Annotated in this window: 20 protein-coding genes, 1 tRNA gene, 1 pseudogene and 1 riboswitch; of the genes and pseudogenes, 7 read left to right on the plus strand and 15 right to left on the minus strand. The window is 50.3% G+C overall.

Annotation, left to right across the window (positions count from 1 at the left end; translation table 11 throughout):
• The first annotated feature begins 15 nt into the window (after positions 1-15).
• Positions 16-996, plus strand: coding sequence for a malate dehydrogenase (locus GKO28_RS17905; RefSeq protein ID WP_182077287.1), 981 nt, complete (start codon positions 16-18; stop codon positions 994-996).
• Positions 997-1,080: 84 nt separating this feature from the next.
• On the opposite strand, the gene GKO28_RS17910 is transcribed toward GKO28_RS17905, so the two are convergent.
• The 14 genes and pseudogenes from GKO28_RS17910 to GKO28_RS17970 form a co-directional block, all read right to left on the minus strand.
• Positions 1,081-1,329 (minus strand): ProQ/FINO family protein, encoded by a 249-nt coding sequence (locus tag GKO28_RS17910; protein WP_247646633.1) that lies wholly within the window; start codon positions 1,327-1,329, stop codon positions 1,081-1,083.
• Positions 1,301-1,507 (minus strand): hypothetical protein, encoded by a 207-nt coding sequence (locus GKO28_RS17915; protein ID WP_203564263.1) that lies wholly within the window; start codon positions 1,505-1,507, stop codon positions 1,301-1,303. Before GKO28_RS17915 ends, GKO28_RS17910 begins: the two co-directional genes overlap by 29 nt.
• A gap of 177 nt (positions 1,508-1,684) precedes the next feature.
• Positions 1,685-1,760 (minus strand) — tRNA-Thr (locus GKO28_RS17920).
• Positions 1,761-1,875: 115 nt separating this feature from the next.
• Entirely contained in the window at positions 1,876-3,357 is a 1,482-nt protein-coding gene (locus GKO28_RS22490; protein ID WP_203564264.1) for a methyl-accepting chemotaxis protein, read from the minus strand.
• Between the two features lie 256 nt (positions 3,358-3,613).
• Complete coding sequence (locus tag GKO28_RS17930) at positions 3,614-5,098, minus strand: cobyric acid synthase (protein ID WP_182077289.1); 1,485 nt, start codon at positions 5,096-5,098, stop codon at positions 3,614-3,616.
• Positions 5,099-5,213: 115 nt separating this feature from the next.
• Positions 5,214-5,399, minus strand: a complete 186-nt coding sequence (locus GKO28_RS17935) for a hypothetical protein (RefSeq protein ID WP_182077290.1) — start codon at positions 5,397-5,399, stop codon at positions 5,214-5,216.
• Positions 5,365-6,000, minus strand: a complete 636-nt coding sequence (locus tag GKO28_RS17940) for an ABC transporter ATP-binding protein (protein ID WP_182077291.1) — start codon at positions 5,998-6,000, stop codon at positions 5,365-5,367. Before GKO28_RS17940 ends, GKO28_RS17935 begins: the two co-directional genes overlap by 35 nt.
• Complete coding sequence (locus GKO28_RS17945; protein WP_247646634.1) at positions 5,997-7,010, minus strand: iron ABC transporter permease; 1,014 nt, start codon at positions 7,008-7,010, stop codon at positions 5,997-5,999. The genes GKO28_RS17940 and GKO28_RS17945 overlap by 4 nt, the downstream gene beginning before the upstream one ends.
• Positions 7,011-7,019: 9 nt before the next feature.
• Positions 7,020-7,913: a cobalamin-binding protein gene (locus GKO28_RS17950; RefSeq protein WP_247646635.1), complete on the minus strand. Its 894-nt coding sequence runs from the start codon at positions 7,911-7,913 to the stop codon at positions 7,020-7,022.
• The gene (locus GKO28_RS20665; RefSeq protein WP_247646636.1) at positions 7,903-8,643 is read right to left on the minus strand and encodes a hypothetical protein; all 741 of its coding nucleotides are present in this window, start codon (positions 8,641-8,643) and stop codon (positions 7,903-7,905) included. Before GKO28_RS20665 ends, GKO28_RS17950 begins: the two co-directional genes overlap by 11 nt.
• Positions 8,574-9,311 carry a hypothetical protein gene (locus GKO28_RS20670; RefSeq protein WP_247646637.1) on the minus strand — a complete coding sequence of 246 codons (738 nt, stop codon included), beginning with the start codon at positions 9,309-9,311 and terminating at the stop codon, positions 8,574-8,576. Before GKO28_RS20670 ends, GKO28_RS20665 begins: the two co-directional genes overlap by 70 nt.
• 34 nt (positions 9,312-9,345) lie before the next feature.
• A complete protein-coding gene (locus GKO28_RS17960; protein ID WP_182077293.1) occupies positions 9,346-9,792 on the minus strand; it encodes a YiiD C-terminal domain-containing protein in 447 nt (148 codons plus the stop codon).
• 209 nt (positions 9,793-10,001) lie between these two features.
• A pseudogene (cobO, locus tag GKO28_RS17965) lies at positions 10,002-10,586 on the minus strand (cob(I)yrinic acid a,c-diamide adenosyltransferase); the annotation flags it as partial.
• Between the two features lie 115 nt (positions 10,587-10,701).
• On the minus strand, positions 10,702-12,576 hold the full coding sequence (locus GKO28_RS17970) for a TonB-dependent receptor domain-containing protein (RefSeq protein WP_182077295.1): 1,875 nt from the start codon (positions 12,574-12,576) through the stop codon (positions 10,702-10,704).
• A 127-nt stretch (positions 12,577-12,703) separates the two neighbouring features.
• Positions 12,704-12,921: riboswitch (cobalamin riboswitch) on the minus strand.
• Positions 12,922-13,119: 198 nt separating this feature from the next.
• On the opposite strand from GKO28_RS17970, the gene GKO28_RS20675 reads away from it, so the two are divergent.
• From GKO28_RS20675 to GKO28_RS17985, 4 genes are all read left to right on the plus strand, one after another.
• Complete coding sequence (locus tag GKO28_RS20675; RefSeq protein WP_247646638.1) at positions 13,120-13,401, plus strand: GbsR/MarR family transcriptional regulator; 282 nt, start codon at positions 13,120-13,122, stop codon at positions 13,399-13,401.
• Entirely contained in the window at positions 13,382-13,642 is a 261-nt protein-coding gene (locus GKO28_RS20680) for a hypothetical protein (protein WP_247646639.1), read from the plus strand. Before GKO28_RS20675 ends, GKO28_RS20680 begins: the two co-directional genes overlap by 20 nt.
• A gap of 49 nt (positions 13,643-13,691) precedes the next feature.
• The gene (locus GKO28_RS17980; protein WP_247646640.1) at positions 13,692-14,993 is read left to right on the plus strand and encodes a cytochrome ubiquinol oxidase subunit I; all 1,302 of its coding nucleotides are present in this window, start codon (positions 13,692-13,694) and stop codon (positions 14,991-14,993) included.
• A 100-nt stretch (positions 14,994-15,093) separates the two neighbouring features.
• Complete coding sequence (locus GKO28_RS17985; RefSeq protein WP_247646641.1) at positions 15,094-16,053, plus strand: cytochrome d ubiquinol oxidase subunit II; 960 nt, start codon at positions 15,094-15,096, stop codon at positions 16,051-16,053.
• A 132-nt stretch (positions 16,054-16,185) separates the two neighbouring features.
• Here GKO28_RS17985 and GKO28_RS17990 read toward each other — a convergent pair whose 3' ends face one another.
• On the minus strand, positions 16,186-16,749 hold the full coding sequence (locus tag GKO28_RS17990; protein WP_182077297.1) for a hypothetical protein: 564 nt from the start codon (positions 16,747-16,749) through the stop codon (positions 16,186-16,188).
• A 470-nt stretch (positions 16,750-17,219) separates the two neighbouring features.
• Between GKO28_RS17990 and GKO28_RS17995 the strand changes: the two genes are divergently transcribed.
• Both GKO28_RS17995 and GKO28_RS18000 read left to right on the plus strand, forming a co-directional pair.
• A complete protein-coding gene (locus GKO28_RS17995) occupies positions 17,220-17,666 on the plus strand; it encodes a GNAT family N-acetyltransferase (RefSeq protein ID WP_182077298.1) in 447 nt (148 codons plus the stop codon).
• Positions 17,667-17,807: 141 nt separating this feature from the next.
• Complete coding sequence (locus GKO28_RS18000; RefSeq protein WP_182077299.1) at positions 17,808-18,566, plus strand: hypothetical protein; 759 nt, start codon at positions 17,808-17,810, stop codon at positions 18,564-18,566.
• The last annotated feature ends 186 nt before the right edge of the window (positions 18,567-18,752 follow it).

Below are 18,752 nucleotides of genomic sequence, written 5' to 3' on the forward strand. Positions count from 1 at the left end.
CTTGGAGTATGCTCGATGAAACAACCTATTCGCGTTGCTGTTACTGGTGCTGCAGGTCAAATTGGTTACAGCCTTTTGTTCCGTATCGCCTCTGGTGCCATGCTTGGTGCAGACCAGCCTGTAATTTTACAATTACTCGACATTACACCTTCGCTGCCAGCACTTAATGGCGTCGTCATGGAATTGGATGATTGTGCTTTTCCTTTACTACAAGGAATCGTCCAAAGCGATGATCCAAAAGTAGCCTTTAAAGATGCTGATATTGCCTTACTGGTTGGCGCACGCCCGCGCGGCCCAGGCATGGAACGCAAAGATTTGCTCGAAGCGAACGGCGCAATCTTTACAGCTCAAGGCCGTGCGCTGAATGAAGTTGCAAGCCGTGACGTTAAAGTTTTAGTGGTTGGCAACCCAGCCAACACCAACGCCTACATCGCAATGAAAAACGCACCAGATCTAAACCCAGCTAATTTCACTGCCATGATGCGCCTTGATCACAACCGCGCCATGACACAAGTAGCGCAAAAAACTGGCACTACAATTAGCGACGTGAAGAAGATGATCATCTGGGGCAATCACTCTGCCACCCAGTACCCGGACATTTTCCACGCCGAAGTGAAAGGCGCGAATGCTGCCACCTTGATCAACGATCAAAAATGGTTAGAGAGCGAATTCATCCCTACCGTACAACAGCGTGGCGCAGCCATCATCAAGGCACGCGGCCTATCTTCTGCCGCATCAGCAGCCAACGCAGCCATTGATCACATCCGGAATTGGGTTTTAGGTACACCTGAGGGTGACTGGGTAACGATGGGCGTACCCGCCAATGGCGAATACGGCTATAGCGATTTAATCTACGGCTACCCTGTTACTTGCAAAGACGGTAAATACGAAATCATTACCGGACTTGAAATCAGTGAATTTAGCCGCGCACGCATGGATGCGACCGCCAAAGAGCTATCTGAAGAACGCGACGCAGTTAAACACTTGCTCGCTTAATTGCCAGCACTAAAAAAGCGCAACACAAACAAAAAGCCCGCTGCAATGCAGCGGGCTTTTTTACAACACAACAAACTCAATCAATCAATCGCGCGAAAACTTCGCCGCCAACTGGTTGAGCTTTTCTAATTTTTGCGCCTCAGCAACCTTCGCTGCTTCAGCGGCTTCTTTTTCTTTACGCTGAGTCGCGGCCTTTTTAAAGTATTCGTGAAGACTGTTTGCGGCAAATACGCGCTGCTCTTCAGTCACCTCATCCGCCTGACTACCATCCAAGTTAAAGCGAACTTTTGCCACCTGCATCGCTTTAAGGTAGCGCAATGAGCGAGTATGCATTGCCAAAGCTTGGCGCAACACACGATGACTCAACTCTGGCCGAGCGGCAAAATAGTTGTTTGTCGACGCCAATGGCCAGCGGCAAGCAATCCCGAAATACAGGGCTATTTTTTTGTAATTCTCTCAACAATGCCGGAGCACTAATCGGTGAAGCAGGCTGCGAATCAGCGGTAGTCATCAAACTTCCTTAAAACGATAGAAACACTCTTAGTGGCAGATTTTATCAGACCCAGACCTGATCTTGCTGATATAAGTATAAAAATCACACTACTTAAAAAAAAAACAGACGAAATACTTCGCCGTAGTAACGAAAAAAGGGTTGTAGCTCATAAAAGCTACAACCCTTAGATTTCTTTGGTGCCGACGGCAGGAATCGAACTCGCGACCCCCTGATTACAAGTCAGGTGCTCTACCAACTGAGCTACATCGGCAACAGGCGTGCATAGTATCTAACGATTGCCACTTGCGCAAGCTTTTTTTGAAAATAATTTAAAATTATTTTCTCCACACCGAAAACCTGACTCGAAACACTCAATTAACGCCACATCAATACTGAAAGTGCCCCACATCTTGGCGTAAACGCAGAGTTAGCGCCTCCAATAGATTGGCCGATTGACTCATACCCGCCACGGCGGCGGAGTTTTCATCGGTCATTTGCGCCACTCGCTCAACTTGCATCGCAATTTGTTGCATCCCCACACGTTGTTCACTGAGCGCCGCGGCAATTTGTGACACTGACTCGTCTTCATGGATTACGCTAGCGTTAATACCATCAATCGACTCTCCGGCCCCTCCGGCAATTTCGGCGCAATCATGCGCACGATGTGCCGTCAGATTAATACTAGCAACAGCGTCTTTACTGGTTTGATCAATGCGGCCAACCATTTGCTGGATATCAACGGTTGCCGATGCTGTGCGCTCAGCCAGCTTTCTAACCTCATCGGCAACAACCGCAAAGCCCCTGCCTTGCTCACCGGCTCTGGCGGCTTCAATCGCGGCATTGAGCGCCAATAAATTAGTTTGCTCAGCAACGTCTTTAATCACCCCAACAATCATGCTGATTTTTTCCGAGTCATTACCTAGCATCGCTACTTTTTCTGCAGCAGCTGACACTTCACGATCGATCCCTTGAATTTCAAACACTGTTTTTTGTATTTTTTGGGTTCCATCCACGGCGCGTTGGCACGTTTGCTGCCCTATCGATTTGGCTTGTGCCGCACTATCGGCCACATGCGCAATCCCTACAGTCACTTGTTCAACTGCCGCAGCCATTTGGCTGGTCGACTCAGCTCCGATCATCGTTGCCTGAGAAACCTGCTCACTACACGCAGCTAAACTATTAGCTTCACTACTTACGGTGTTAATCGCAGTCGCGATATTTGCCACTAAGGCCTGTAATTTCTGCGCCAGATCGTTATACGCCAGAGCAATACTATCGATTTCATCATGCCCAGCCACCGCCGCACGAATCGTCAAATCTTGCCGCTCTTGTGCTAATAACATACTGTTTTTGAGTGCGTTGATTTTTCGACTCATCCCAACAATCACCCAAGCCGAAAAGCCAACGCCAAATAGCAACGCCAAACCAATCAAAGTCCACGCCCAGACTTTTGCTTGAACATTCTCACGCTGAGCATTTTCAAAATTAAGTTTGATCGCTTGCATTTGCAAATCAATGAGCTGCGCAATTTGGCTAGAAACTGGGTCAACCACCTGATAAAGCTGCTCACGCACCAAGCGATCCAATTCGGCGGCATTGCCAGCTGCTAAAACTTGCTCAAGATCTGCAACCACCTTGTCTGCCGCAAGTTTTTTTTGCTTTACCCCTTCTATCACTAATTTTTCGTTGGCTGACGGCTCATCTTTCAAAAATTCATCCCAGTTGTGATTAATTTCAGTTCGCGCCTGACGAACTAACTCTAGTGCTTTTGCATAAGGAACTTGTTGATGATTTGCCTTGTGCGCGGTATCGACAATGTTAACCGCATACATATCGGCAACAACACGCAAATGACTTATAGGCTCCACTCGATCCTTATAAGTCACCTCAAAGCATCAAATGTTTGCGACAAACCGCGCAAAGACGTCAACCCCATTAAGGCAATCGTCAGCAGCAAAACGGTACTCAAAACCATTAATTTGGCACGGATACTCATTGCAAACCTCCACAATTCAAACCAGAGCAATCACAGCACAAAACTTCATGTGCCACATATAGATTACTATCGCTTAAACTATAGACAGCAAATACTTAATACAAAGATTATTAATGCAAATTATCCGCTTACAATACGCCCTGCAAACCGAGCAAGCCCGCCTTTTTCCAATCCATGGCTAAATCCAGTGCATCGGCTAAACGATCAATTTCCCGATCAAGCTGCGCATCAGCATCGGCCAGTTGATCGATAGCCCCCTGCCAGCCAGCCCAAGCCAATAAAGCCGTCATCGCTGGCAATTGATCAAACACACCATGCAAATACGTACCGATGATTTGCCCATCGGTAGAAATCAACCCTTCGGTGCGGCCATCATCCAATTGCAGTAAAGCCTGCCAGCCATCGCCATGCAAAGTACTTTGCCCAACATGAATCTCATAACCCTGCACCGCCAGCGCGCCCGCTCCCACAAAGCCATCCGCGATGAATAGCCCTTGCACCAAGCGCAATTGTTTCTCAGCCTCTAGTTTTGTCACCATGGGTATATACCCCAGCCCCATACTAGACAACTGCTGCGATTCAATACCCTCATCATCAATAATGAGCTCACCCAACATTTGATAGCCACCACAGATGCCGATCAATTTACCGCCGTAGCGCAAATGCGTGGCAATCTGTTGATCCCAGCCTTGCTGGCGCAACCAAGCCAAATCGCCTTGGGTGTTTTTAGTGCCCGGCAAGATCAATAAATCACACGCTGGCAAAGGTTGATTGGGGTTGGCAAATTGGCAGTTAATCCCGGCAATTCGGCGCAGCGGATCAAAATCGGTGTGATTAGATATATGCGGCAAAGTCGCAATGACGATGTTAAAGTCACCAGCAACACCGCTCGCAGTGCGCGGCACAGCGTCTTCAGCGGCAATGTCCAAACCATGTAAATACGGCACTACCGCCAACACTGGCTTGCCGGTTTTGGCCTCTAACCAATCACAACCGGGCTGCAATAGCGCAATATCGCCGCGAAAGCGATTAATAATAAAACCCTGAATTCGCGCCTGCTCTGACTCTGACAAACACGCCAATGTCCCAACAAAATGCGCAAACACCCCACCGCGATCAATATCGGCCACCAGCCACACCGGGCAATCGGCTTCTTCGGCAAAGCCCATATTGGCAATGTCACCAGCGCGCAAATTCACTTCAGCCGGGCTGCCTGCGCCTTCAACCAACACCCAGTCGTACTGCGCCGCCAACCGCTGCCAAGACGCAAACACCGCAGCGCGCGCGGTGGTTTTATACGCGTGATAATCCACCGCATCGAGGTTACCAATCGATTTGCCTTGAATAATCACCTGCGCGCGGCAATCACTCGAGGGCTTGAGTAACACCGGATTCATATCAGTATGCGGTGCCAAACCACAGGCAAATGCTTGCACCGCTTGCGCGCGGCCGATTTCACCGCCATCGGGCGTCACTGCTGAATTAAGCGCCATATTTTGTGGCTTAAACGGGGCCACCGAAATACCTCGGCGCAGCAATAAGCGGCACAGCGCCGCAGTCAGCGTTGATTTACCGGCGTCGGAGGTACAGCCTTGTATCATTAAAGTCGGCATAAAATCCATCCACAAAAAGCAAAACCGTGCTGCACCCCGTTTTTTATCCGCCTGCCAGCGACAAGCCAACCGGATCAAAACGGGGAACGGCACGGCAATTAAAACTAAAAAAGAATTAACGCGGAATAAACCATGCCCGATCGGGCGTGGTTATTTCAACAATCGGGTGATGGTATAGCGCAGTGAGATGATCCGCAGTTAACACTTCCGCGCGCGGCCCCGCCAACCAGCGACCATCACCAAACAGCAGCAAGACGCGGCAATGCTCAGCGGCAAAAAAAATGCGAGTGATTTGGGTCATGCGTCACCATCACAATGGCGCGCCCTTTGGCTTGTTCTTCGCTCAGCACCTGTAGCGCTTGCTGTTGATGGCGCAAATCAAGTTGCGATAAAGGCTCATCGAGTAATAACAACGGCGCATCTTGCGTTAAGGCGGTCGCCAACGCTACGCGGCGGCGCTCACCGCCGGATAAAGTCGCCAAATCACGCCCTGCCAGCAAGGACAAATCCAACCGCGCCAATTGCGCTTGCGCCAAAGCCACGTCGGCGGCACTTTCCCAAGCAAAACGAGATAAATGCGGATGACGGCCAGTCAGGGTTTTTTCCAGCACGGTGAGTGGGAACGGACATTCATCTTGCTGCGTTTGCCACGCCAGCATTTTAGCGCGCTCGCCATGCGGCCAATCGATCCAAGGCCGCCCTTGCAGCGCAATCTCACCAGTGGCCAGCGCGTGCCAGCCGGCCATTGCCGATAATAAAGTACTTTTGCCGCAGCCATTCTCACCCAACACCAGCCACACTTCCCCCGGCTGAATCTGCAATGACAAATCGCTAACCAAGCGGCGATCCGCCTGAGCAATGCTCACTTGCTGCAACAGCATCGATATCGGTTGAACGCTCATCGCACCGCCCGCCGACTTAATAAATACAAAAACGCTGGCACACCCAATAGCGCCATCACTACGCCCACGGGCAACTGCTGCGGCGCAATCAAAGTGCGAGCAATGATATCGGCCCACAGCAAAACAATGCCGCCCGCCAAGGTCGCCGCTGGCAATAACAAGCGCAAATCTTGGCCAATGATTAAACGTAGCGCGTGCGGCACAATCAATCCGACAAAACCAATCATCCCAGCAGTAGTGACCGCCAAAGCGCTGGCTAAAGCGGCGGCAAAATACAGCACCCAGCGCAGCCATTGATGATTTAAACCCAAGGCATGCGCCGATTCGGCCGCCATGCCCATGATATTGAGCTCACGCGCCAAGGGCCAAACCAGCAACAATAAAACACACAACACCGCCGCCCCCGATTGCCAATGCGCGCCCGCCAAATCACCCATCAACCAAAAAATCATGCCGCGCAATAAACCATCGGGCGCCATGCTCAGCAATAAAGACGACACCGCGCCACAAAATGCCGCCAACGCCACCCCAGTCAATAATAATCTGGTTTGCGTACTCGAGCGATCACGTCCAGCCAGCAAAAAAACAATCAAAATACTCAATAGTGCCCCCGTACCGGCGGCAGCATTCACCCCCAAAGTACCCACTCCAAGTAATAGCGCCAACAGCGCGCCGATACTGGCCCCGCCAGAAGTACCCAGTATATAAGGGTCGGCCAAGGGGTTACGCAGCAGTACTTGTTGCAAAGTGCCTGCCAAAGCCAATAAGCCGCCCACCACCAACGCTGACAACGTGCGCGGCAATCGCAGCTCAAGCACCACATCGCGCGCCAACGCTGATTCGGCGTTGTCATACCAAAACTGCCATGGCCGCAGCGATGTACTGCCCACCGACACACTGATGGCCACGCTCAGCAATAGCACAAGCAATAACACGCTCAGCGTCAGCAACATTTTTTGTGGCGTTAACCGCGCCAAATTCATCTTTTTATTCCCCAGCAAGGTCTGCATGACCGTGCATTATTTAACTTGCCGAACTTGCTCTACCGCTTCGCACATCGCTTGCGCGCCATCGACCAAGCGTGGCCCCATGCGGCTAATGATGTCTTTAGGTAGCACATAGAACTGATTATTCTTGCTGGCTTTAAGGTTTTTCCAACGCTGCCAGCTAGCCAAAGCATCGCCTTTCATCCCCGGTTCGCCGCTGGTCATAATCGCATCTGGATTGGCCACCAACACCGCCTCGACATCCACTTTGGGGGTTAATTCCGGCAAATGGCCAAACACATTCACCGCACCACACAAACGCATCACATCCGAAATAATCTGCGTGTTATTGATCGTCATTAAAGGCCGATCCCAAATCTGATAAAACACCCGCACTGGCGCTCGACCAGAATAGGTTTTTTCTAACCGCGCCAATTGCTCGCGATAGTGCTTCGCCGCCTTGGCCGCACCCGCTGTTTGCTGGGTTAATACACCCAAGCGCTCCAGCACCGTTGGGATATCGGCCATTTGTTTAGAAAAAGTCGTAAATACTGGAATCCCCAACTGCTTAATTTGCTCGAGCTGACGCTGAGGATTGCCGCTACCCCAAGCAATAATTAAATCCGGTTTCAGCGCCCGAATGCGCTCTAAATCAAAACCGTTATACCCGCCAATACGCTCAATTTCTTTGGCTTTGGCTGGATAATCACTGTAACTCACTGCGCCAACAATCAAGTCTCCCGCACCAATGGCAAACAAATCTTCAGTCGCATGCGGCGCTAAACTAATAATGCGCGCTGCGGGTTTGGCTAGCGTTACCGTCACGCCTAAATCATCTTGCACACTGACTGCCGCGCTCACTGCCCCAGTCACCAGCGCCGCAGTCAAACCCCAGGCCATCACGGCCAGTTTAAATTTAAAGCTCATATTTAATTCCAACATTCCAATCATGATGCCAATTTGTAATACCGCGGCGCGACGTCATGCAGACATCAAAGCACCAACGATCAACGCCAGTTGACCCACGCTGACCACCCAAACCATCGATCAAACCAATCATCAAAACCGCGCCAAACAATGCCGCCGTCGCGATTGGACTACTCATAAACCACGCATGCAAATACGAAGCCTGCAAACTACCTTGCCAGTATATGGGCTCAGCACTTGATCCTAAGCGGCATGGCGAACCATACCCTATAGGCTTAAGCTGCGTCTGCAATGTTGAATAATGAAACGTATGTCCACGCAGCATCCCCGACCCCACATCAAAACTTTGCGGCCCAAGCGCGGCTAAGCGGGTTTGCATGACCACCTGTGCAGGCAACACGCCCCACATCGCGTGCTCGGCACCATCGAGCAAAGTCAGCGATTCGCACATTGCAATCATCCCACCGCATTCGGCCCAGATGGGTTTGTCCTCGGCCACATGCTGCGCCAGCGCAGCGCGTATCGTCGGGTGCGCGGCCAGTTGTGCCGCGTGCAACTCAGGGTAACCGCCAGGCAACCACACGGCGTCGCAAGCGGGCAAAGCCTCGTGCGCCAGCGGGGAGAAAAACGTGAGTTCCGCGCCCAAAGCCGTCAAACACGTTAAATTAGCCGGATAAATAAAACAAAATGCCGCATCGCGGGCAATCGCAATGCGTTGCCCCGCCAGCAATGGCGAGATTTCGCTGGCAATCGACGCGGCAAATTCAATTGTTGGCAGTTTGGCGCGTTACCAATCGGTTGCGCCGCCAGCACATCGGCCAGAGCATCGAGCTTCTCGGCTAAATCGGGAATTTCTGCTGGCAGCGCCAAACCTAAATGCCGCTCGGGCAGCGGATCCACTCGTCCAAGCCAACCTTGCCAATGCGCAGACGGCGCTGATTCTTGCAACATCTGCGCGTGGCGCTCACCCGCCACTTTATTGGCCAACACACCAAAAAACGGCAAATCTGCGCGGTAATGCGCCAAACCAAACGCCAGCGCACCAAAGGTCTGCGCCATTGCGCCCGCATCAATCACCGCCAATACCGGCAAACCAAACTGCACCGCCAAATCGGCGGTACTTGGTTCACCATCAAACAAGCCCATCACCGACTCGATCAAAATCACATCAACATCGCGCGCAGCGCTCGCCAACATCTGCCGGCATAAATCCTCACCCACCAGCCATAAATCCAGATTATCCACCGCCGCACCGCTGGCAAAACCCAACATCAGCGGATCAAGAAAATCCGGCCCGCATTTAAACACTTTGACGCGCAAACCTTGCCGCCGATACAGCCAAGCGAGGCCCGCAGTGATGGTGGTTTTGCCAGAACCTGAGGATGGGGCAGCGATCAATAAAACAGCAGATGAACTCATAAAAACTGAATACCTAGGTGTGAATCACATAATTGCCACAAAATCGCACTGCTACCCCTTGTGCGGTGATGATTTCTACCGGCAGTTCTATCCGCCCTCGCCCTTTACGGGCCAGTAATTTCAAGCAATGCGCAAAATCGGCCTCGCTAATTACATTGCATTCGGCGTGAATTGTTTCCGCTACCGGCAATAAATAATTAATCTTGGCGTCTTGAATCACGATATGCGCATGAATGCCTGCGGCATGCAATCGTGCAAACACCATACTCCAGCCCGCCAACACCGCAACGGCATACAAGCTACCGCCAAATGCGGTGCATTTATGATTGATATTCGGCGAGAGTGGCGCACTAAGTTGCACTCGCTGAGTCGTAGCATGAACAACCTGTATACCAATTTCACGCGTTAACGGGATTTCTTCGTGTAGCGTTTTTTCTAGTAGCGGAGCTAACTCACTCATGACAGATTCCAATATTGGTACGCGTAAACCGAAATCATCGTAGGGTGCCAATGAGCGCAGCGAATTGCGCCGCTAAGCAATTGCGCTTTGGGCGCAGCCTCATACGGTGCAACGGTGCAATTCGCGTGGCTCATTGACACCCTACCTTGTTTTTTTTGACATCAAGAAAACATGAGCAGCCTAGTCTTAAACACCCATCGCAGGGACAATTACCATTCCAAACCCTTTTGCGCTCTGATGCCTGATTTATACGCATGCTTTTCATCCGCCAGCACCGTGACGGTATCGGCGATTTCATGCAATTCAGTAATCGCGGCGCGGCCGGTGACGACGACGTGTTGCATCTCGGGGCGTGATTCTAGGTCGCGCAATACGATGTCTTTATCGAGGTATTTGTAAGATAAGCAGTACGTCAGCTCGTCGAGCACCACCACGTCGTAGCTTGGATCGTTCAGCATTTTGGCCGCCATCGCCCAAGCGGTTTCGGAGCGGGCTTTGTCGGCGTCAAAATTTTGCGTTTCCCAGGTAAATCCATCGCCCATCACATGCCATTCGCAGTGCTGCCCCAAAAAGGCTTCTTCGCCAGTGTCGGTGCGGTTTTTAATAAATTGCACTACGCCCACTTTAAGCCCATGACCAATGGCGCGCGCGACCATACCAAACGCCGACGATGATTTACCTTTGCCGTTGCCGGTGAGCAAAATCATGATGCCGGTGTCGATATTGGCTTCGGCGATATGCGCGTCGATAATGGCTTTTTTACGCGCCATGCGAGCGGCGTGGCGAGCGTTTTTTTTTCTGCATTCATGTAATTAACTCCCAATAAGTATAAATTAACGCCCAAACCAATACCGTCACGAGCGCAGTAAAAACTATGAATGCCCCGTGACCAACGAGGCGCTAACTCTATTACTTAGGCTGCCAGCGCACGCTGACAATCCCATTGATGCCCAAATTGCCGTAATCGGTGGCCAGTTGGTAGTCACGGTTAAATAGATTATTTACACGGGCATGTAGTGACCAATCTTTATCAATCTGATAGCTTGCTGCCAAATTAGTCAGCGCGTAGCCAGCCAAGACTTTCTTATTGGCGGCATCATCAAAACGCTGGCCTTGCGCCTGTATTTCAACACGCGCCATCCAAACTGGCGTTTGTAAACCCACATACGCTACGCCTGCGTGCTTAGCGCGGCGCGCCAATTGGCGGTCTTTATTCGCACCCGAGGAGGTATCTCTCGCATCGAGATAGTCGTAGCTCGCGCCAGCGATATACCCCGCAGATTGCCAATCAGCAGTCAGCGTTGCGCCACCTAATTTAGCGGTGCCGATATTGCTCGGCTGCCACAGACCCGACGGCGTCGGTGCCCATTCAATCAAATTGGTGACTTTATTTTCATACACCGTGAGCGCGCTTTGGAAGCGATTATTGGCAAAGCGAACAAACACTTCCTTACTATTGGATTCTTCAGGCTTAACGTTTGGATTACCCGAACCTGGCCAATACAAATCATTAAAGCTTGGCGCTTTAAATGCCGTGCCCATGGTGGTGCCGAGCGACCAATCATCGTTCATCTGCCAAGCCAAACCCAGCGTGCCGGTGTTATTGCGCCCGTATTGCGAATTGTCGTCGCTACGGCCATTCAATTGCAGCGTCACGTCCGACACCGTCACCAAATACCCAGCCAATACGCTATTGATACGGCGATGATTGACGCTGTAATCGGTGTCACTAGTGACTTTTTGCCCTAGCGTTTCTGCGCCCACTTGCAACGTACCACCCAAAATCGACACATCATTCACCCACGACAGCAAGGTTTGCTGAGTTTTGATTTTGCTGACTTTGTCTTGATAATTTGTGGCCGAAAACGGCGTATAGTTGCGGCCTTCGTCGATACTGGTACCGGCTTTTATATGGCTAGTCCAGATGTCGTTCCATTGGTTTTTTGACCAAACATTGGCGCTACCGTTAAACGATTTATCGCGATAATCGTAGCTTTGCGCCACGGGCTTATACGCTGAATTGCTAATTGAACCGTCGTAATGATTTTCGCCCCATGCACCCAAAGCGCTTACACCAAAAGCATGTTGGGTGTTGATTTTATGCTGGGCAGCGAGCGATAGACTGTTATTTTCATAACCATCTTGATCAGGATTGTAATTGCTGTTTTTTGGATTCACGATGGCGTTCACGCCGTCGGTTTTAAAATGCGCGGCGGTGATTGAATAGCGCGTTGCCTCATCGCCACCGGCTAACGTGGCTTTAGCATCGACGGTATTGTGATTGCCGTAGCCGATTTCGACACTCGATTTAGCTTTGCCTTGGCGTGTAAAAATCTGAATTACGCCACCAATGGCACCGCTGCCATATAAGCTGGCGGCTGGGCCGCGCAAAATCTCAACCCGCTCAATTTGATCTAATGGAATATTTTGTAGCGATGCGCCGCCCAGCGTTGCCGAGCCAAAATTAACGCCGTCGATCAACACTAGAGTTTGCGAATTATTCGCGCCGCGTAAGTAAACCGATGTGGATTTACCCGGGCCACCCGAATTACTAATTTGAATACCGGGTTGGCGTGATAAAACTTCTTGTAAGCTGGAATTGCCTTGTGCGGCGATGGCTTCACGATCAAGTACAGTGACATCACCGACCACTTCGCGCAGTGGCTGCGCTATCCGTGTGGCGGTCACAACCACGTCATTTAGCTGGGTCACTTCGGCCATCGCAGGAATGCTGGCCAAGGCGGATAAAATCAATAGGTAGGTCTTGCTAATGCTGGTGTTCATTTGGGTCTCCGGCAATACGCCCGTTGCATATTGCATATTAAAAACAGGAAACCGCGCAGAACACATCACCGTCGCATGAACGACAAGACCATTCCGCCACGGCGTCCCTGCCAGTGCGTCAATCTCGCTGAAATGCGAGCAACAAGGCCGGTCTCCGGGCTCTTCAGAAAAATACATCGCCTTCCCGCCCTTTGGGCAGTGGCTCAAGCCAAGCGCATCAATTGCGCGGTGCTTGGTGATGTATCCACACTGAATTACCGTTGCAGGGGCAGCACAGGTTTTAAACCTGTTTCCCGTTTAAATTAATCGCTTACACGATCAATCACCTTGAATGGTGGGCATTGTAACGTAATCGCCACGCAGTCACCTTTCTGGAATATGACTAATGCTTAATTACAAAATAGAACCGGCCGCCTTCTGTCGAAAAAACAAGGACTTAGTGCGTAACAAGTCCAGCAAACTGATTTTCTAGATTGCAATATCTTTCTGCACAGAATATGATTTACATCAAATTTCACAAATTACTGAAAATTCAAAACATTCATGAACCTCACTCCTTTGATTCAATCCTTTGTGTTGCACTTTGGCGAAATGGGTAGCCGTTGGGGCATTAACCGTACCGTTGGGCAAATGTATGCCTTGCTGTTTGTTAGCGAAAAGCCACTGAATGCCGATGAAATGGCTGAAGCGCTGGGGTTTTCCCGCTCGAATGTCAGCATGGGACTCAAAGAGTTGGAGTCTTGGCGATTGGTGAAATTGCAGCATTTTCCGGGGGATCGCCGCGAATACTATTCAACACCCGAGGATGTATGGGCGATTTTTTAAAACGCTGGCGGATGAAAGAAAAAAACGTGAAGTAGAACCAACCTTGTCGATGCTGCGCGAAGCACTCATGGAAACGCCCGCCAACGAGGCCGAGCGCCATGCACAAGCCCGAATGGGCCAAATGCACGATTTGATTGACCTGACCACCAGTTGGTTTAGTGACATTCAAAAATTAGACGTGGAAACGCTCAAAAAAATTGATGACGCTGGGCGCTCAAGTACAAAAGTTTTTAGAGTTTAAACAAAAATTATCATTCCCTCGCCCAAGCGAGAAAGAGTAAGGAATCACCATGCTATCCGAAGCCACCGGTCTACTCGACCCGATTGTATTGGCGCGAATTCAATTTGCCGCCAATATCACTTTTCATATTTTATTCCCAACGATTAGCATCGCCATGGGCTGGGCTTTGCTGTTTTTTAAACTGCGCTTTAACGCCACCGGCGAGCAAAAATGGCTGGATGCGTATGGCTTTTGGGTCAAGATCTTCGCGCTGACTTTTGCGCTGGGCGTTGTCACCGGCATTACCATGAGTTTTCAATTTGGCACCAATTGGCCAGGCTTTATGAAAACCGTCGGCAATATTGCCGGGCCATTGCTGGCATACGAAGTGCTCACGGCGTTTTTCCTTGAGGCGACGTTCTTGGGCATCATGTTGTTTGGCCAGAAAAAAGTCAGCAACCGGATTCATACGCTGGCGACGGTGTTAGTTGCAGGCGGCACTACGCTGTCGGCCTTCTGGATTATCGTACTCAATTCTTGGATGCAAACGCCAGTTGGCTTTGAAATGATTAACGGCCAAGCGCATGCCACGGATTGGTTGGCGATTATTTTTAACCCATCAATGCCGTATCACTTAAGCCATATGCTGCTGGCTTCTGGCTTAACGGTGGCGTTTTTACTGGCGGGGGTATCGGCATTTCGCTGGCTCAAAGGCCAACGCGATGCCAGCATTATGGCCTCGCTCAAAACCGGTGTTTTTCTAGCGGCGGCCTTGATTCCACTGCAAATTTTGCTCGGTGATATGCACGGCATTAACACCCTCAAACATCAGCCTGCAAAGATTGCAGCGATTGAAGGGATTTGGCATACCGAACGCGGCGCACCGCTCACTTTGTTTGCCCTACCGAATGCCGAAACCCAAACCAATGATTACGCGATTGCGATCCCCAAACTCGCTAGTTTGATCTTAACGCATGATCTGAATGGCGAATTACAAGGCATTAGCGCCTTTGCTGATCACCCACCAGTGGCTAAAGTATTTTGGAGTTTCCGCGTGATGGTCGGCGTGGGCATGTTGATGCTCTTGGTGAGCTGGCTCGCGGCATGGCAATTGCGCGGCGGCAAAACCTTGTCGCCAACAGTGTGCAAACTGTTAATCGGTATGACATTTAGCGGCTGGGTCGCCACCGTTGCTGGCTGGTATGTGACTGAAATTGGTCGTCAACCGTGGTTGGTGTACGGCGTACTTAAAACCAGCGATGCCGCGTCCAATGTCGGCGGCGGCATGATTTTAAGCACCTTAATCATGTACCTCACGCTGTATGCCTTCTTACTCGTTTCTATATATTTCGGTGGTGTTTTACCTCGCTAAAAAAGCAGGCCGCCCTGCTCAGGAGCAATAATCATGTTGAGCTCAATTGATTTGGCCTACTGGCTGCCAGTGATTTTTTGCTGGCTTGATGGTGGTGTCGATGTTTGCCTATGTTGTTTTGGATGGGTATGACCTTGGCGTCGGGATCTTGCTTGAGCTAGAACCCGATACCAAAGAAAAAGACCAAATGATCGCCTCGATTGGCCCATTTTGGGATGCCAATGAAACTTGGCTTGTGTTGGGAGTTGGCCTGTTATTGGTGGCCTTTCCTTTAGCGCACGGCATTATTTTGACCGCGCTGTATTTGCCGGTGGCGCTAATGCTGTTGGGGCTGATTTTACGCGGCGTGGCGTTTGATTTTCGCGTTAAAGCGCGGGCACATCATCAGCCGTTGTGGAATCGACTGTTTTTTGTTGGCTCATTACTGGCCACCGTTTCGCAAGGCGTGATGCTCGGTCGTTACATCACCGGTTTTGCGCCGGGCTGGGGTGCTTGGGGTTTTGCCCTGTTGGTCGGCGTGAGTTTGGCCGCAGCCTATGCCCTATTGGGTGCGGGCTGGTTATTGATGAAATCAACCGGCAAGTTGCAGCAGCGGGCGATTGTTTGGGCGCAAGGCAGTTTATGGATTGCCATTTTGGCAACGGTATTGGTGTCGGTGGCCACGCCGTGGATTAGCCCACGGGTATTTGCATTGTGGTTTTCAGTGCCAAACGTATTTTTACTCGCGCCGGTGCCATTGATGACGGCGATTTTATTTGCCGTGATCGGCTTTGCGCTACCGCGCTTGGCGCAGCGACAAAGAAACGGCAATGACAATTTTTGCTGGATTCCCTTTGCCGCCACGGTGGGTATCGTTTTACTGTCGTTCTTTGGCTTGGTGTTTAGTATTTTTCCGCACTTGGTCATCGATCAACTCACCATTTGGCAAGCCGCGAGCAGCCCTGAAGCCTTACTGATTATGTTTTGCGGTGCAGCGATTGTGTTACCAACAATCATTGGCTACACGATTTATTCTTACTCCGTATTTTGGGGCAAAGCGAGCGAGCTCAGTTACGACTAAAGCATTGCGATATGTTCACTTGTTTAAGCCATCCTGCGGGATGGCTTTTTTTACGCCCTATCCATGCAAATCAAACCAGCTAGCAATCCCGATTTCAATTTGTTGAAGATCACTTTGAGGTCACCATTAAACTCAACTCGGTAATGCGCCGCGCTTTAAACCTAAAAACCTAGGCGCAGGCGTAGCCGAGCACCTTCGCCGAAGGCGAAATAATAGGTTCTCCGTAGGAGAAATATTTTTCCTTATTTTTGCTGTTTTTTTCGCCGAAGGCGAAAAACCCAAAAAAATTTTTCTAGCTTCGCCACTTAAACCTAAACCAGAGTTGCGGGCGGCGCGGCGGGCGGCTGCAGCACTTTGTGGGGTTTGGTAGGGTGTGCAAATCCGCAAGGGTTTGCGCACGCGGACCGAAGTACGCAATACAAAACGCCACGCGGCATCAACAGGCAATCCAATCACCAAGCGGCCCCCCGTGCGCAAATTACAATTTGCACACCCTACGCAGCGACCTTTTCGCCAAAGGCGAAAACCCAAAAAAAATTTTCTAGCTTCGCCACTTAAACCTAAACCAGGGTTACGGGCGACGCGGCGGGCTGCAGCAGCACTTTGTGGTGTTTGGTAGGGTGTGCAAATCCGCAAGGGTTTGCGCACGCGGACCAAAGTACGCAATACAAAACGCCACGCGGCACCAACAAGCAATCCAATCACCAAGCGGCCCCCCGTGCGCAAATTACAATTTGCACACCCTACGCAGCGACCTTTTCGCCGAAGGCGAAAAACCCAAAAAAATTTTTCTAGCTTCGCCACTTAAACCTAAACCAGGGTTGCGCGGGCGGCGCGGCGGGCTGCAGCAGCACTTTATGGGGTTTGGTAGGGTGTGCAAATCCGCAAGGGTTTGCGCACGCGGACCGAAGTACGCAATACAAAACGCCACGCGGCACCAACAAGCAATCCAATCACCAAGCGGCCCCCGCGTGCGCAAATTACAATTTGCACACCCTACGCAGCGACCTTTTCGCCGAAGGCGAAAACCCAAAAAAAATTTTCTAGCTTCGCCACTTAAACCTAAACCAGGGTTGCGGGCGGCGCGGCGGGCCATTACCGACGACTTAATTTCAAAAAGCTGATTTGTGTGTAAGATACGAGCTTTATCTGCCCCGCCTACGATAATGCAGCAACACCTAATCCGCCGCGCCACCGCCGGTGATGCAAAACATATTGCCCTGCTACTTACGCAACTGGGCTATCCCGCCAGCCAAGACGACGCAGCACAACGGATTGCCTATATGGCAACGCCGTTTAATGCGCTATTTGTTGCTTGCCATCCAGAAAACGACACCCCGCTCGGCCTAGTTGGCATCCATCTGTTGCCCATGCTGCACTGCAGCGCCCTACTCGGCAAAATCACTGGTCTGGTCGTTGATGCAAGCGCTCGTGGCCAAGGCGTAGGGTCGGCGCTGATGCAAGCGGCAGTTGATTTTGCCACTGAGCATCAAGCACCCAGAATCGAAATCATCAGCGGTAACCATCGACCTGAAGCCCATGCTTTCTACCGAAAATTGGGCTGCTTTGCCACCGAGCAAACCAAATTTAACCTACTCACTTCACTCGCATAACGACGAAAAAACGTAGCGAAAGAAATACATATTTTTAATTACACTTCGCTACGCATAACAATAGCCATTAATATTTTCAATTCACCGTCTATCCACAATTGCAAATTAATCTCGGACCTCAGCGCCAACCGGAGTTTAAACATGCATTTTTATCAATTCAGAACGACTCGCATACAAGGCACAACTCGGCGCGCGACAGTTATTTTCACTGATAATCAACAGCGCTGCTGCGGCCACTACATCATTACCGTGGACGACCCAAATATTCCTGATGAAGACGTATTCATTGCAGCTGAATTATTCGCCATTCAAAAAGCCTTTAACATGGGCACCGGTTTAAGCAGCAAACCCAAGACGGGACGTTCGATGCAATTACAAGTGACTTTTGGCGCAATAAAAAAACTGCAAGCAGCAGAATCCAATAAATTGCATTTAATTGATTACGCACACTTTTTAGCCACCCGCTTTCATTGCGCAGTCATCACGGTCGAAAATGATGATCAACCGTGGCTGCATTCCAAACGCCCCGCAGCGCAACTGTTTACCGTGACTGAACCAGATACGGAATATGTTTTTTGCCATGCATTGCGCGCGGGCGTTAAAGTGACTCGCCATGCAATGCATCGATTAGCGGAAAGAATTGAAAACTATCAAAATAGCAAAGACTTATATCGAACCGTGGTCAATAGCTTGAGCATGCAAGGAAATAAACTAGAAGTCATCACGCCGCGAGAACGAAATAATGAAAAATCAATTCAAGCGCACGGCCAAATTCCGGTTTATGTCTACGACCATTTAAATGGCGTTTATCTGATTTTGGTGAAAAATGGCCATGTTTATGATTTAAAAACTGCCGTTGCCAATAGTGAGTTTGCCGACTACAGTATTTTGGGTCATTAACTGAGCCAGAAAATCACTCATTCAGCAGTCGCAATAATGGCATTGCCATGGCAAATATACTTTATCTTTCAGAGATACTTAAAACCCATTTTGACCGAGCAATTTAGATTTTAAATCGCAAAACAAACAGATATGGATGCCTATTTAGATCTAAACAAGCCAATTTATGCATAAAAAAGGCTGCAA

The organism is Deefgea sp. CFH1-16 (assembly GCF_016881365.1).
In the GTDB taxonomy this organism is placed as follows: Bacteria; Pseudomonadota; Gammaproteobacteria; order Burkholderiales; family Chitinibacteraceae; genus Deefgea.

Bases quoted from the DNA above. Each gene is read 5' to 3' on its own strand.
- GKO28_RS17905 (WP_182077287.1), top strand. From the start codon at position 16: ATGAAACAACCTATTCGCGTTGCTGTTACTGGTGCTGCAGGTCAAATT.
- GKO28_RS17910 (WP_247646633.1), bottom strand. From the start codon at position 1,329: ATGCATACTCGCTCATTGCGCTACCTTAAAGCGATGCAGGTGGCAAAA.
- GKO28_RS17915 (WP_203564263.1), bottom strand. From the start codon at position 1,507: ATGACTACCGCTGATTCGCAGCCTGCTTCACCGATTAGTGCTCCGGCA.
- GKO28_RS17930 (WP_182077289.1), bottom strand. From the start codon at position 5,098: ATGCCGACTTTAATGATACAAGGCTGTACCTCCGACGCCGGTAAATCA.
- GKO28_RS17935 (WP_182077290.1), bottom strand. From the start codon at position 5,399: ATGACCCAAATCACTCGCATTTTTTTTGCCGCTGAGCATTGCCGCGTC.
- GKO28_RS17940 (WP_182077291.1), bottom strand. From the start codon at position 6,000: ATGAGCGTTCAACCGATATCGATGCTGTTGCAGCAAGTGAGCATTGCT.
- GKO28_RS17945 (WP_247646634.1), bottom strand. From the start codon at position 7,010: ATGCAGACCTTGCTGGGGAATAAAAAGATGAATTTGGCGCGGTTAACG.
- GKO28_RS17950 (WP_247646635.1), bottom strand. From the start codon at position 7,913: ATGAGCTTTAAATTTAAACTGGCCGTGATGGCCTGGGGTTTGACTGCG.
- GKO28_RS17960 (WP_182077293.1), bottom strand. From the start codon at position 9,792: ATGAGTGAGTTAGCTCCGCTACTAGAAAAAACGCTACACGAAGAAATC.
- GKO28_RS17970 (WP_182077295.1), bottom strand. From the start codon at position 12,576: ATGAACACCAGCATTAGCAAGACCTACCTATTGATTTTATCCGCCTTG.
- GKO28_RS20675 (WP_247646638.1), top strand. From the start codon at position 13,120: ATGAACCTCACTCCTTTGATTCAATCCTTTGTGTTGCACTTTGGCGAA.
- GKO28_RS20680 (WP_247646639.1), top strand. From the start codon at position 13,382: ATGTATGGGCGATTTTTTAAAACGCTGGCGGATGAAAGAAAAAAACGT.
- GKO28_RS17980 (WP_247646640.1), top strand. From the start codon at position 13,692: ATGCTATCCGAAGCCACCGGTCTACTCGACCCGATTGTATTGGCGCGA.
- GKO28_RS17985 (WP_247646641.1), top strand. From the start codon at position 15,094: ATGTTTGCCTATGTTGTTTTGGATGGGTATGACCTTGGCGTCGGGATC.
- GKO28_RS17995 (WP_182077298.1), top strand. From the start codon at position 17,220: ATGCAGCAACACCTAATCCGCCGCGCCACCGCCGGTGATGCAAAACAT.
- GKO28_RS18000 (WP_182077299.1), top strand. From the start codon at position 17,808: ATGCATTTTTATCAATTCAGAACGACTCGCATACAAGGCACAACTCGG.